This is a genomic window from Ideonella benzenivorans (assembly GCF_020387415.1).
Lineage (GTDB): Bacteria > Pseudomonadota > Gammaproteobacteria > Burkholderiales > Burkholderiaceae_C > Ideonella > Ideonella benzenivorans.
On the sequence record NZ_JAGWCB010000001.1, the window covers coordinates 144,119 to 157,148 of the forward strand.

General features: G+C 66.8%; 8 protein-coding genes. 5 read left to right on the forward strand and 3 right to left on the reverse strand.

Annotation, left to right across the window (positions count from 1 at the left end; all coding sequences use genetic code 11):
- Nucleotides 1–2: 2 nt before the first annotated feature.
- The 3 genes from KGA65_RS00600 to KGA65_RS00610 all read right to left on the reverse strand — a co-directional run bounded on the left by KGA65_RS00600 (nt 3) and on the right by KGA65_RS00610 (nt 4,515).
- Complete coding sequence (locus tag KGA65_RS00600) at nt 3–2,018, reverse strand: PAS domain-containing protein (RefSeq protein ID WP_225861200.1); 2,016 nt, start codon at nt 2,016–2,018, stop codon at nt 3–5.
- Nucleotides 2,019–2,106: 88 nt separating this feature from the next.
- Nucleotides 2,107–2,934: an alpha/beta fold hydrolase gene (locus tag KGA65_RS00605; RefSeq protein ID WP_225861201.1), complete on the reverse strand. Its 828-nt coding sequence runs from the start codon at nt 2,932–2,934 to the stop codon at nt 2,107–2,109.
- A 96-nt stretch (nt 2,935–3,030) separates the two neighbouring features.
- Complete coding sequence (locus KGA65_RS00610) at nt 3,031–4,515, reverse strand: NYN domain-containing protein (RefSeq protein ID WP_225861202.1); 1,485 nt, start codon at nt 4,513–4,515, stop codon at nt 3,031–3,033.
- 264 nt (nt 4,516–4,779) lie between these two features.
- On the opposite strand from KGA65_RS00610, the gene KGA65_RS00615 reads away from it, so the two are divergent.
- The 5 genes from KGA65_RS00615 (at nt 4,780) to KGA65_RS00635 (ending at nt 12,980) form a co-directional block, all read left to right on the forward strand.
- On the forward strand, nt 4,780–6,363 hold the full coding sequence (locus KGA65_RS00615; RefSeq protein WP_225861203.1) for a class I SAM-dependent DNA methyltransferase: 1,584 nt from the start codon (nt 4,780–4,782) through the stop codon (nt 6,361–6,363).
- Nucleotides 6,353–7,642 carry a restriction endonuclease subunit S gene (locus tag KGA65_RS00620; RefSeq protein WP_445666949.1) on the forward strand — a complete coding sequence of 430 codons (1,290 nt, stop codon included), beginning with the start codon at nt 6,353–6,355 and terminating at the stop codon, nt 7,640–7,642. The genes KGA65_RS00615 and KGA65_RS00620 overlap by 11 nt, the downstream gene beginning before the upstream one ends.
- Entirely contained in the window at nt 7,639–8,589 is a 951-nt protein-coding gene (locus tag KGA65_RS00625; RefSeq protein ID WP_225861205.1) for a DUF4268 domain-containing protein, read from the forward strand. Before KGA65_RS00620 ends, KGA65_RS00625 begins: the two co-directional genes overlap by 4 nt.
- A gap of 114 nt (nt 8,590–8,703) precedes the next feature.
- A complete protein-coding gene (locus KGA65_RS00630; RefSeq protein ID WP_225861206.1) occupies nt 8,704–9,789 on the forward strand; it encodes a Fic family protein in 1,086 nt (361 codons plus the stop codon).
- Complete coding sequence (locus KGA65_RS00635) at nt 9,786–12,980, forward strand: type I restriction endonuclease subunit R (protein WP_225861207.1); 3,195 nt, start codon at nt 9,786–9,788, stop codon at nt 12,978–12,980. The genes KGA65_RS00630 and KGA65_RS00635 overlap by 4 nt, the downstream gene beginning before the upstream one ends.
- The last annotated feature ends 50 nt before the right edge of the window (nt 12,981–13,030 follow it).

Here is a 13,030-nt window from a genome sequence, read left to right on the forward strand (position 1 = left end):
GGTCAGGCCAGGGTGCGTTGCAGCTGAGTCAGCAGCACGGCGTACAGCCGGGTGGCGTCGACCGGCTTGGTGAGGTAGTCGTCCATGCCCGCGGCCAGACAGCGTTGCTGGTCGTCCTCAAAGGCGTTGGCGGTCAGCGCGATGATGGGCAGGCGCAGGCCCCCCGCCATCGCGCGAAGGTGCCGGGTGGCCTCCAGCCCGCCCATGCGGGGCATCTGCATGTCCATCAGCACCAGATCGACGGGGGTGTGGGCCGCCTGCTCGATGGCGTCTTGTCCGTCGAGCGCCAGGGACGGCACCAGGCCGGCCTGGCGCAGCAAGGCAGCGCAGACCTCCGCGCTCACCGGATCGTCTTCCACCAGCAGCACCCGGGCCCCGGCATGCTGCTGCCGCAGCGCGAGCAGTTCCGCGCCGGGGGCGCGGGTCTGCGGTGGGTGGGGTGTCGGCCGGGTGGCCAGCGGCAACTGCAGGGTGAACCAGACCCGCGTGCCATGGCCCGGTGCGCTTTCCAGACCCATGTCGCCGCCCATCATGCGCACCAGCTGACGCGAGATGGCGAGTCCCAGGCCGGTGCCCCCGTGGCGGCGGGTGGTGGAGCTGTCGGCCTGCTCGAAGGGCTGGAACAGGCGCGGGCAGACCTCTGGCGCGATGCCCATGCCGCTGTCCGTCACGTCGCCCCTCAAGGACAGGAGCGCTGGATCGACCGGCGTGGCTTCCTGCAGGCTGACCCGCACGCTCCCCTGGTCGGTGAACTTGATGGCGTTGTCCACCAGGTTGAGCAGGATCTGCTTGAGGCGCAGGGCATCGCCGATGAGCGGGCGCTGGGCCAGGTCTGGCGCCAGGGCCACCTGCAGTGTCAGCCCCTTGGCCTGGGCGCGGTGGGCCGAGAGATGGCTGACGCTGTCCAGCACGCTGCCCAGCGTCAGGGGCTCCGCTGCAAGCACCATGCGCTCCGCCTCGATCTTCGACAGGTCCAGGATGTCGTTGATCAGTGAAAGGAGGTGCTGCGAGGCCTGCTCGATCTTGCTCAGGCGGTCGAGCAGCCGTGGTTCGCGCGTCTCTTCCAGAGCCAGGCTGCTCAACCCGATCACGCCGGCCAGCGGGGTGCGCAGCTCATGGCTCATGTTGGCCAGGAAGCGGCTCTTGGCGCGGTTGGCCGCCTCGGCGGCCGCCTTGGCGTCGGACAGGGCCGAGGTGCGTTCCTGCACCAGTTCTTCCAGGTGTTCGCGGTGCCGGCGCAGTTCTTCCTGGGCCTCGTGACGGGCGCTCACGTCCTGCACCATGCCCACCACCCGGGTGGGTTGGCCATGGGTGTCACGCTCGCAGACCCGGCCCCGGTCTTCCACCCACCGGTAGTTGCCGTTGCGGCAGCGCAGCCGGTACTCGGCCTCATAGCGCTGGCGCCGGCCTTCCAGGTGCTCGCGCAGCCGGGCCAGCACCCTCGGCGCATCCTCCGGGTGCACGTTGTCGGTCCAGGTGTCCAGCGTCGGGTGCATCTCATCCGGGCCATAGCCCAGGATGCGCTTGAGCTGCGGGCTGAAGAAGACTTCGCTGGTCAGGACGTTCCAGTCCCACAGCCCGTCGGAGGCTTCGTTGAGCGCGAACCAGAGCTGTTTTTCGCGTGTGTTGAGGTCGCCTTCGAGCGCCACGCGGCGGGAGATGTCCCGCGCCGCCGACAGAAAATACTCCTGGCCGGCCCAGTGGAAGGCACTGGTGCTCACCTCCACCGGCACCTCATGCCCCAGCGCGTGACGATGCCGCCCCACGAAGGTGTAGCGCCGGGACGTGCGGATCACCTCGGCGATCTCGCTCCACTGGGGGAGGCCGGTCACATCCATCTGCAGGCTCAGCACGCTGTGGTGCAGCACCTCTTGCGGCGTGAGCCCCAGGCCTTCCCAGGCGAGCCGGTTGCACCACAACACCTGGGAGGTTGCCGGGTCCAGCAGATAGACAGCGTCTGGCAGCTGCTCGAACAGCTGGTCGAGCGATGGGGTGGATCCCAGGGACGGCGGCGTCATGGGACCGATGGTAAGCCGAGTGCCGAGCGCCCCGGCCTGCGCCTTGTCACACCGCTCCCCCGCCCGTCGTCAGCGAGCCGTCTCGGCCTCAGTGCAGGAAGCCGTGCAGGGCCGCCGCCACCTGCTGCGGGGCCGTGACATGGGGCAGATGCCCATCGGCATCCAGCATCCGCAGTGTGGCCTGCGGCAGGGTGCGGGCCATGTACTCGGCCACCGGTTGGGGGACGAAGCTGTCACGGCTGGTTTGCAGCAGCTGCACCGGATGCTGGAGCCGGGGCAGCGCCTGCCGGTGGTCCGACTGCAGGATGGCGCACAGGATGGTGAGGGCGCGTTCGGGCGGGATCCTCTTCAGGGATTCGGCGAAGCGCTGGGCCAGGTCGGGCCGGTCTGCCTGGCCCATCGCCATCGGGGCGAAGGCATCGGCCCACTCGCGGTAGTTGGCCAGGGCGCTCTGGTAGACCCGACGGATGTCCTCCTCCTTGAACCCGCCCTGGTAGTCGCCATCATCCAGGTAGCGTGGCGAGGCCCCGATCAGGGTCAGGCGGCTGAAGCACTCGGGCACCTCCAGCGTGGCCAGCACCCCCACCATGGCGCCAAAGGAATGCCCCACCAGCACCGCGTCACGCAGGCCCAGGGCCCGTGCCAGGGCGGCCAGATCCTGGGCGAAACCATGCAGGTTGAGGTAATGGTGCTGGACGAAGAGGGCGGGATCGCAGTTGCCGCAGCCCGCCTGGTCGTAGGTGATCACCCGGTCGCGGGGGGCGAGCAACGGCAGCAGGCCGTCCCAGACGCTCTGGTCGGTGCCGAAGCCATGGACCAGCAGCAGCGTGCGTGCAGCGTCGGCAGGGCCGTGCGTGGTGACACGGTGCCGTGCCGCGGCGGAGGAGGTGGCGTTGCAGTCGACCATGTGCGCCATGCTAGGCAGGCGCGCGCGGCTTGCCGATCCGGGTCAGCCCGAACCCTCGCCAGCCCAGGGGATGACATCCCGCCAGGGCTGGCCGGTGGGCGTTGATCAGAGCGGGTTGGCCGTCATCCAGGCCAGCAGGGCCTGACGCTCGCTGTCACCGATCTTGAGCCCTTCGCGTGCCGCAGCGGCGGCGATGACGCCGCAGGTCGTCGTCACCAGGTCCTCGAAGCGGTGCGAATCCGAACCCGGCTGGAAGCCGTTGAAGAGCAGCGTGCGCAGCAGGGTGTTGCAGTGGACCCGGCTGACGGCCTTGCCCCGGGCCTGGGTGCCGTCGCGCATGCCCTTGGTGACGTCGGCCAGCTGAAAGTCGGCCGATGCGTCCAGCGTTTCCGACAGGGCTTCCAGCGTGGCGCGGTAGCGATCGGCATCCAGGATGGGCAGGTTGGCGGCTTCCAGCAGGGGCTCCACCACGGCGGCCAGTGGTGAGGGGGCGGTCTTGCCCGGAATGTCGTCCAGGGCGTGGCGTTCCGGGTCCAGGGCGTAGCCGGCCAGCTGCTCCCAGATGATCTTCACGCCCGGCGGGTGGATCGAATCCAGCAGCCGCTTCCAGGACCCCATGCCCGCCCAGTCATGGCCCAGGCCGGGGATGCCCGCCCGGGCCAGCTGGGCCAGCCGCACCACCGGGATGGGGCGGCTGGAGCGCGCCACTTCCTGGGCGATCAGGCTCTCCACCTGAGCCAGCAGCGCGGCCGCCGGCAGATGGGCCGGGGCCGGGGGCTGCGGCTCCAGATCCTGGGGCTCCTGCGGCGTCAGCCGCCGTGGATCCAGCAGCGCATTCATCTCCCGGTCGATGCGCAGCGGCGCGATGGGCAGGCTCTTGAGCAGCGCCAGGAAGGTGCCCTTGCCGGCCCAGTGGGTCAGGGGCAGCTCCGGCACCTGCAGCGCCAGGGCCTTGGTCAGGGCGGGGAGCGGCACCGGTTGATCGGCCTGATCGACCATGCGCCACACCACGGCCTCGGCCTGGGTCATCAGGCCCTCGGTGTCGGTGGTCCCCACCGGGGCCTCGTCGTCATGGAAGCCCAGCCCGTCGCGGATGAAGTCTTCCGGGTCCAGGATCAGGTCGGCCGAGGCATCGTAGGAGGCCGAGGTGGCCCCGGCGGCAAAGATGGTGGTCCGGCGGTCTTCCCGGCGCAGCTTGCGCAGCACCGGGGTGAAGTCGGCGTCCGCCGAGAACACGACGAACTCGTCGTAATGGGTGTTGGCCTGCAACACGTCGACGATGTCCAGCACCATGTGGATGTCGGTGCTGGTCTTGCCGGCCGTGGTCATGGGCGGGCAATCCACGATCTCGAAGCCGGCGCGGCTGAAGCCGATTCGGAAGCGCTTGTAGGGCTCCGGGTTCAGGTAGCAGCGGCGGACGAGCACGCGCCGGGACGTCTCGCTGTCCGATCCAGGGGGCAGGGGCACGCTGTCGATCAGCCAGGCCAGCCAGCGGGACGGGTTGCGGGCAAAGGCCTCGGCATAGGCGGGCCCCAGGCGCATCAGGCCTGAGAAGACGTTGTCGAAGTCGACGAAGAGAGCAGTGCGCATGGCGGTGGGCCGGGCGACAGCATCGGGCCCGGCAGATCCTTTGGGACCATTGTCGCTTTGGGCGGTGCAGAATCACCCGCACACTCACAAGCAAAACACCGCCACGGGAGGCAGGTCGTGTGCACAGCATTGCCATGGCCAACGTCCAATGCTTGTTGGATGCCTGCCCAGGGCGCGCAATGCGCTGTTGGCTTGCCACAATGAGATGAAGAATGTGGCGGCTCGGCGCCGGCCCGCCGGGTCTCATAGAACCTCGTTTCCCGAATGAACCAAGACCTCAAGAAGACCCTCTGGGCCGCGGCCGACAAGCTGCGTTCCAGCATGGACGCGGCCGAGTACAAGCACATCGTGCTCGGGCTCATCTTCCTCAAGTACATCTCCGACGCCTTCGACCAGCGGCAGCAAGAGCTCTACGCCGCTTTCGAGGACGAAGCCCACGAGCTCTACCTGCCCGACGCCGACGAGCGCGTCCTGGCCGCCGAGGAGCGCGACTTCTACACCATGGCCAACGTCTTCTGGGTGCCGGGCCCGGCCCGTTGGGAGACCATCCGCGCCAATGCCAAGCAACCCGACATCGGCACCCGCATCGACCTGGCGCTGGACGCCATCGAGGCGGACAACCCGCGCCTCAAGGACATTCTGGACAAGCGCTTCGGCCGCGCCCAGTTGGAGCCCGGCAAGCTGGGCGAGCTGATCGACCTCATCTCCACCATCGGCTTTGCCGACACCGACGGCCACGCCGCCAAGGACCTGCTGGGCGAGGTGTACGAATACTTCCTCGGCCAGTTCGCCAATGCCGAGGGCAAGAAGGGCGGCCAGTTCTACACGCCCGCCAGCGTGGTCAAGGTGCTGGTGGAGGTGCTGGCCCCGCACAAGGGCAAGGTCTATGACCCCTGCTGTGGCAGCGGTGGCATGTTCGTGCAGAGCGAGAAGTTCATCGAAAGCCATGGCGGCCGGTTCGGCGATATCTCCATCTACGGCCAGGAAGCCAACCCCACCACCTGGCGCCTGGTGGCCATGAACCTGGCCATCCGCGGCATGGACTTCAACCTGGGCAGGGAGCCGGCCGACACCTTCCACCGCGACCAGCACCCCGACCTGCGCGCCGACTACGTGCTGGCCAACCCGCCCTTCAACATCAGCGACTGGGGCGGCGACCGCTTGATGGATGACCGCCGCTGGGTGTATGGCACCCCGCCCACGGGCAATGCCAACTACGCCTGGCTGCAGCACATCCTGCACCACCTGGGCCCGCGCGGCCAGGCCGGCGTGGTGCTGGCCAACGGCAGCATGTCGTCCCACCAGAACAGCGAGGGCGACATCCGCCGCGCCATGGTGGAGGCCGACGTGGTGGAGGTGATGGTGGCCCTGCCGCCGCAGCTCTTCTTCAACACGCAGATTCCGGCTTGCCTGTGGTTCCTGGCCAAGGACAAGCGCCAGAACGGCCGCGACCGGCGCGGCGAGGTGCTGTTCATCGACGCCCGCAAGCTGGGACGGCTGGAGACGCGCGTGAACCGCGTGTTCGACGACGAGGACGTGGAGCGCATTGCCAGCACCGTGCACCGCTGGCGCGAAGATGGTGAAGTGAGCGGCGAAGCGGGGGCGGACGAGCCCTATGCCGACGTGCCCGGCTTCTGCCGCGCCGTGACCCTGGCCGAGATTGCCGAGCACGGCCATGTGCTGACGCCGGGACGCTATGTGGGTGCCGAGGCGGCCGACGATGACGACGAGGCCTTCAACGCGAAGATGGAGCGGCTGACGGCGCAACTGGCGGAGCAGATGGCGAAGGGCGCGGAGTTGGATACGGTGATTCGGGAGAAGCTGGGGGAGCTGGGGTATGCAGTCTGAATGGATGCTGCGACCACTCTCTGAAGTCGCTCGGGAGATTACGGTTGGGTTTGTCGGCACGATGGCCGACCAATACGTAGACGAGGGAGTGCCATTCTTAAGGTCGTTGAACGTGCGGCCGCTGCAAATCGACACCAGCGATGTGAAGTACATATCGCGTGATTTCCATGACAGGTTGCGGAAATCCGCGCTGCGTCCGGGCGATGTGGTCATCGTGCGAACGGGAAAGCCGGGAACATGCGCCGTCATCCCAGAGACACTTCCTGAAGCAAACTGTTCTGACGTCGTCATCGTCCGTTGCGCGCAGCAGTTGCGACCTGCGTTCCTGTCTTACTGGGTGAACGCAATGGCGGCCTCGCACGTATCGGCGCATACGGTCGGCGCAGTTCAGCAGCACTTCAATGTGGCCTCGGCAAAGCTGCTCCGCTTGCCGGTTCCGCCGCTAGCTGTCCAAGACTCGGTTCTAGCTCCGCTGTTGGCCATAGACCAGCGAATCGACCTCCTGCGCCAAACCAACGCCACCCTCGAATCCATCGCCCAAGCCCTGTTCAAGAGCTGGTTCATCGACTTCGACCCGGTGCATGCCAAAGCCGAAGGCCGCGAGCCCGAGGGCATGGATGCGGCCACGGCAGCGCTGTTTCCGGCGGAGTTCGAGGAATCGGCGCTGGGGTTGATTCCGAAGGGGTGGAGTCCAGGGAAGCTCGAGGTGATTTGCTCTAACCCGAGAGCTCAGGCCAAGCCAGGCCAGATGCCACCTGAGACGCCTTACATCGGCCTAGAACACATGCCGCGCAAGAGCATCGCACTCGGCGATGCGGGTACCGCTGAAGGCCTCGGAAGCGGGAAGTTTTGGTTCGAGCGAAACGATGTGCTGTTCGGCAAGCTCAGGCCGTACTTTCACAAGGTTGGACTCGCTCCCGTCAGAGGAGTGTGTTCTACGGACATTCTTGTGCTGCGGCCAAGATCACCCGGATGGCTGGGCTTTTTGGCCATGCATGCATCTAGTGATGCGCTCATTTCGTACACGACCCAGCTTTCCAACGGCGCGCGGATGCCGCGAACAAGTTGGCACGACGTGGGGGGATTCGACGTGACTCTTCCGCCGCATACGGTTGCTTCGGCATTCGATGCAGCAGTGAAGCCAATGTTTGAGCGCATCCACGCAAACATCGAGTCAGCGCAATTGCTCGCCGGTCTTCGAGACACCCTTCTCCCTCGCCTCATCTCCGGCAAGCTCCGCCTGCCCGAGCAAGCCCCACTGGAGGACGCCCTGGCATGAGCAAAGCCCCCCTCGGCAAACTGGAGCGCATTTCGCTGCGCAAGGCCTGGGCCCATGAGGCCGGTGAGTTCACGCCCTGGCTGGCGCAGGCCGACAACCTGACCCTGCTGGCCGAAACCTTGGGCCTGGACGAGCTGGAGCTGGTGGGCACCGAGCACCCGGTGGGCGACTTCAAGGTGGACATCCTGTGCTCCGACAACGGCGGCAAGGTCATCATCGAGAACCAGCTGGAGAAGACCAACCACGCCCACCTGGGCCAGATCCTCACCTACGCCGCGGGCGTGGGCGCGCGCAGGGTCATCTGGCTGGCCGAGTCCTTCCGCACCGAGCATGTGGCGGCGCTGGAGTTCCTGAACCAGCACACCACCGACGAGCTGGACTTCTTCGCGGTGGAGATCGAACTCTGGCGCATCGGCGATTCGCCCATGGCGCCCAGCTTCAACGTGGTGGTCAAGCCCAATGACTGGGCCAAGACCGGCCAGCAGAACGCCAAGGCCGCCGCCACCATGACGCCCACCAAGCAGCGGCAGCTGGCCTTCTGGACCGGTTGGCAGGCCTGGCTGCAGGCCAAGGGCTCGACGCTGCGCACGCAAAAGCCGCTGCCCCAGCACTGGACCAATCTTGCGCTGGGCCGCGCCGGCGTGCACCTGGCCGCCACTGTGAACTCGCGCGAGAAGCGGGTGGGCATGGAGGTCTACATCGACCACGACAACTCCAAGGCCATGTTCAAGCAGCTGGAGGAGCAGAAGGCCGCCATCCAGGCCGAGCTGAACGCGACCCTGGACTGGCTGGAGCTGCCCGACGGCCATGCCTGCCGCATCATCCAGTACAGGCCGGATTCGCCGCTGGAAGACGAGGCCCAGTGGCCGGCCTATTTCGCCTGGCTGGAGGCGGCGGCGCAGGGCATGTCGGCGGTCTTCCGGCCGCGCATCAGGGCGCTGGCCTGACGACAAGCCCCGGTCGGCCGTTCATGTGCAGGAAGCGGCCGTTTTCTTGGCATGTTCACCCGAACGTGCATAGAAATTTGCAGTTTCTATTCACTTCATCGAACAATGATCGCCATGCCAAGCCTTGCACCGCTGGACCAACTCCGCCCCGAGCGCTTTGACACGCCGGCCATCCTGAAGCGGCTGGCCAGTGCCAGCCGGCAACTGGCCGAGCTCAAGGGCATGGCGGCCACCATTCCGAACCAGGGCATCCTGATCAACACGCTGGGCCTGCAGGAGGCTAAGGACAGCTCCGAGATTGAGAACATCGTCACCACGCACGATGACCTGTTCCGTGAGGAGTCCAACTCGGAGGCCGCCATCACGCTGGCCGCCAAGGAGGTGCTGCGCTACCGGCAGGCGCTGCGCGTGGGTTTCGATCTGGTGCAGGCCCAGGGGCTGCTGACGGTGAACCACATCATCAGCATCCAGCGCGAGCTGGAGCGCAACCAGGCCGGGCTGCGCAAGTTGCCCGGCACCGCCTTGAAGGATGGGGGCGGTCGCACCGTCTACACACCACCGCAGGAGCCCGCCGAGATCGAGCGGCTGATGGGCGATCTGGAGCGGTTCATCAACGATCCCGGCCTGTTTGCGGCGGACCCGCTGATCAAGATGGCCTTGATCCACCATCAGTTCGAGAGCATCCACCCCTTCTACGACGGCAATGGCCGCACGGGCCGCATCGTCAACGTGCTTTACCTGGTGAAGGAGGGCCTGCTGGACATTCCGGTGCTGTACCTGAGCCAGCACATCGTGCGCACCAAGGCGCGCTACTACGAGCTGCTGCAGAGGGTGCGCGACCAGGACCACTGGGAGGACTGGGTGCTTTACATGCTGGAGGGGGTGGAGGCCACCGCACGGCAGACGATGCGCACCATCGCCGCCATCCGCGAGGTGCTGCTGGATTACAAGCACCGCATCCGCGCCGACCATCGCTTCTACAGCCAGGACCTGATCAACAACCTGTTCATGCACCCGTACACCAAGATCGAGTTCCTGCAGCGCGATCTGGGCGTCTCCCGGGTGACGGCCACCAAGTACCTGGACACATTGGCGGCAGCCGGCTTCGTCCGCAAGCTGAAGATCGGACGCGGCAACTACTACATCAACGAGGCCCTGCACCGCATCCTGGTGGCCGGGCCCCAGGAGCCGGGCGCATGACCGAAGCCGACGTTGAGAACGCCATGCTGGAATGGCTGGCGGCCCTGGGCTGGGAGGTGGCCCACGGCCCGGACATCTCGCCCCCGGACGCCAAGACCCCAGGCACCGAGCGCGACAGCTACCGCGAGGTGCTGCTCAAGCACCGGCTGCGTGATGCCATTCGGCGGCTGAACCCGCACATTCCGGCCGGCGCGCAGGACGAGGCCGCGCGCATGGTGCAAAGCTCCAACCTGCCGGGCCAGGTGCAGGCCAACCGGGCCATGCACCGCTGGCTGGTGGAAGGGGTGCCGGTGCAGTACCAGAAAGACGGCGAGACCCGCGGCGACCGGGTGAAGCTGGTGGACTGGAGCAAGCCGGCAGGCAACGACTGGCTGGCGGTCAACCAGTTCAGCATCCAGGGCCCCAAGCAGACGCGCCGGCCGGATGTGGTGCTGTTCCTGAACGGCTTGCCGGTGGTGGTGCTGGAGCTGAAGAACCCCGGCGACGAGAACGCCGACCTGTGGGCGGCCTTCAACCAGCTGCAAGCCTACAAGGAGGATGTGCCCGATTTGTTCATCGCCAACGAGCTGCTGGTGATCAGCGATGGCATCGAGGCGCGGGTGGGCTCGCTGACGGCCGACCGGGAGCGCTTCATGGCCTGGCGCACCATCGACGGGGTGACGGTGGACCCGCTGGGCGGCATGCGCGAGCTGGAGACGCTGGTGCACGGCCTGTTCCCGCGCGAACTGCTGCTGGACTACCTGCGGCACTTCATCCTCTTCGAGGACGAAGGCCGGCTGGTCAAGAAGGTGGCCGGTTACCACCAGTTCCATGCGGTGCGCGCGGTGGTGGAGAGTGTGCTCGTCGCGTCCAGCCCGAAGGCCGAGGCCGCACGGCGCGGCAAGGGCGGGGTGGTGTGGCACACGCAGGGCGCCGGCAAGAGCATCGAGATGACCTGCCTCGCAGCCAAGCTGATGCAGCATCCGCAGATGGGCAACCCGACCCTGGTGGTGGTGACCGACCGCAACGACCTGGACAACCAGCTGTTCGGCGTGTTCGCGGGGGCCACCGAGCTGCTGCGCGAAACCCCGGTGCAGGCCGACACCCGGCCCAAGCTGCGCGAATTGCTGGCCCACCGTCCCTCGGGCGGCATCATCTTCACCACCATCCAGAAGTTCACGCCGGGCGAGGACGAGGACAGCTTTCCGGTGCTTTCCGATCGGCACAACATCGTCGTCATCTGCGACGAGGCCCACCGCAGCCAGTACGGCTTCCAGGCCAGCATGCCCAAGCTGCACAAGCAGATGCAGGCCGCCCGGCAGGAGGCAGCGGCCAACGAACCCTTGCTGCTGCAAGCCGCCGAACCGGCGGCGGAGTACAAGGGCGTGCGCAACGTGCGCTACGGCTACGCGCAGCATCTGCGCGATGGCCTGCCCAACGCCACCTTCGTGGCCTTCACCGGCACGCCGGTGTCGCTGGAAGACCGGGACACCCGCGCGGTGTTCGGCGACTACGTCCACATCTACGACGTCGAGCAGGCGGTGAAGGATGGCGCCACCGTGCCCATCTACTACGAGAGCCGCCTGGCCCGCCTGGAGCTGCAGGAGGTCGAGGCCCCGTTGCTGGACGACGAGGTGGAGGAACTGACCGAGGACGAAGAGGACGACACTGCCAAGGCGGCCCAACTGCGCCGTTGGGCCGCGCTGGAAAAGCTGGTGGGCGCACCGCCGCGCATCCAGAAAGTGGCGGCCGACCTGGTGGAGCACTTCGAGAACCGTCTGGCCAGCCTGGACGGCAAGGCCATGGTGGTGGCCATGAGCCGGGAGATCTGCGTTCACCTGTACGACGCCATCGTCGCGCTGCGTCCCGGCTGGCACGACCCGGACCCGGAGAAGGGCGTGGTCAAGATCATCATGACCGGCTCGGCCTCGGACAAGGCGCTGCTCAAGCCCCACATCTACAGCAAGGACACCAAGAAGCGCCTGGAGCGCCGCTACAAGGACCCGGCCGACCCGTTTAAGTTGGTCATCGTGCGCGACATGTGGCTGACCGGCTTTGATGCCCCGTGCATGCACACCCTGTACGTGGACAAGCCGATGAAGGGCCACAACCTGATGCAGGCCATCGCGCGGGTGAACCGGGTGTTCAAGGACAAGCCCGGCGGCTTGGTGGTGGACTACATTGGCATCGCCAACGAACTGAAGGCCGCGCTGAAGGACTACACCCAGGCCAAGGGCCGGGGCAAACCCACCATCGCCGCCGAGGACGCTCTGGCCGTGCTGCAGGAGAAGATGGACGTGCTGCACGACATGCTGCACGGCTTCGACTACGCCGAGTTCAGAACCCGTGGGTTTCAGTTGCTGGCGCCCGTCATGGACCACATCCTGGGCTTGGACGACGGCAAGAAGCGCTTTGCCGACACGGTGCTGTCGGCCAGCAAGGCCTTTGCCCTGTGCTGCACCCTGGACGAGGCTCTGAAGCACCGGGACGAGCTGGCCTTTCTCCAGGCTGTGAAGGCGGCGCTGAGCAAGTTCGGCAGTTCCGGCAAAAGGCTCAGCGACGAGCAGAAGGAACACGCGCTGCGCCAGATCATGAGCAAGGCCGTGGTCAGCGCCGAGGTCATCGACATCTTCAAGGCCGCGGGGCTGAACCGCCCGGACATCGGCATCCTGTCCGACGAGTTCCTGGAAGACGTGCGCCACATGAAGGAGCGCAACCTGGCGGTGGAGCTGCTGGAGCGCCTGCTCAAGGACGACATCCAGTCGCGCTTCAAGACCAATGTGGTGCAGCAGGCCAAGTTCTCGGAGCTGCTGCAGCTGAGCCTGCAGCGCTACCGTGCCCGTGCCATCGAGACGGCCCAGGTCATCGAAGAGCTGATTGCGATGGCCAAGAAGTTCCAGGAGGCCGCGCTGCGCGGCGAACGCCTGGGCCTGAACTCGGACGAAGTGGCCTTCTACGACGCGCTGGCGGCCAACGAAGCGGCGGTGCGGGAACTGGGGGACGACACCCTCAAGAAGATCGCCGTGGAACTGACCCAGCAGTTGCGCGCGTCGGTGACCGTGGACTGGGCCGTGCGCGACAGCGTGCGCGCCGCCCTGCGGGTGAAGGTGCGGGTGCTGCTCAAGCGCTACAAATACCCGCCGGACCGGCAGGAAGAGGCCACGGAAACCGTGCTGAAGCAGGCCGAGACGCTGTCTGCGAGCTGGGCCTGAGGCGATCCCTCGGGCCCCAAAAGCACAGGGCCCGCACATGGCGGGCCCTG

Coding starts and splice junctions, on each gene's coding strand:
- KGA65_RS00610 (WP_225861202.1), bottom strand. CDS start 4,515: ATGCGCACTGCTCTCTTCGTCGACTTCGACAACGTCTTCTCAGGCCTG.
- KGA65_RS00630 (WP_225861206.1), top strand. CDS start 8,704: ATGCCAAGCCTTGCACCGCTGGACCAACTCCGCCCCGAGCGCTTTGAC.
- KGA65_RS00620 (WP_445666949.1), top strand. CDS start 6,353: ATGCAGTCTGAATGGATGCTGCGACCACTCTCTGAAGTCGCTCGGGAG.
- KGA65_RS00635 (WP_225861207.1), top strand. CDS start 9,786: ATGACCGAAGCCGACGTTGAGAACGCCATGCTGGAATGGCTGGCGGCC.
- KGA65_RS00615 (WP_225861203.1), top strand. CDS start 4,780: ATGAACCAAGACCTCAAGAAGACCCTCTGGGCCGCGGCCGACAAGCTG.
- KGA65_RS00605 (WP_225861201.1), bottom strand. CDS start 2,934: ATGGCGCACATGGTCGACTGCAACGCCACCTCCTCCGCCGCGGCACGG.
- KGA65_RS00625 (WP_225861205.1), top strand. CDS start 7,639: ATGAGCAAAGCCCCCCTCGGCAAACTGGAGCGCATTTCGCTGCGCAAG.
- KGA65_RS00600 (WP_225861200.1), bottom strand. CDS start 2,018: ATGACGCCGCCGTCCCTGGGATCCACCCCATCGCTCGACCAGCTGTTC.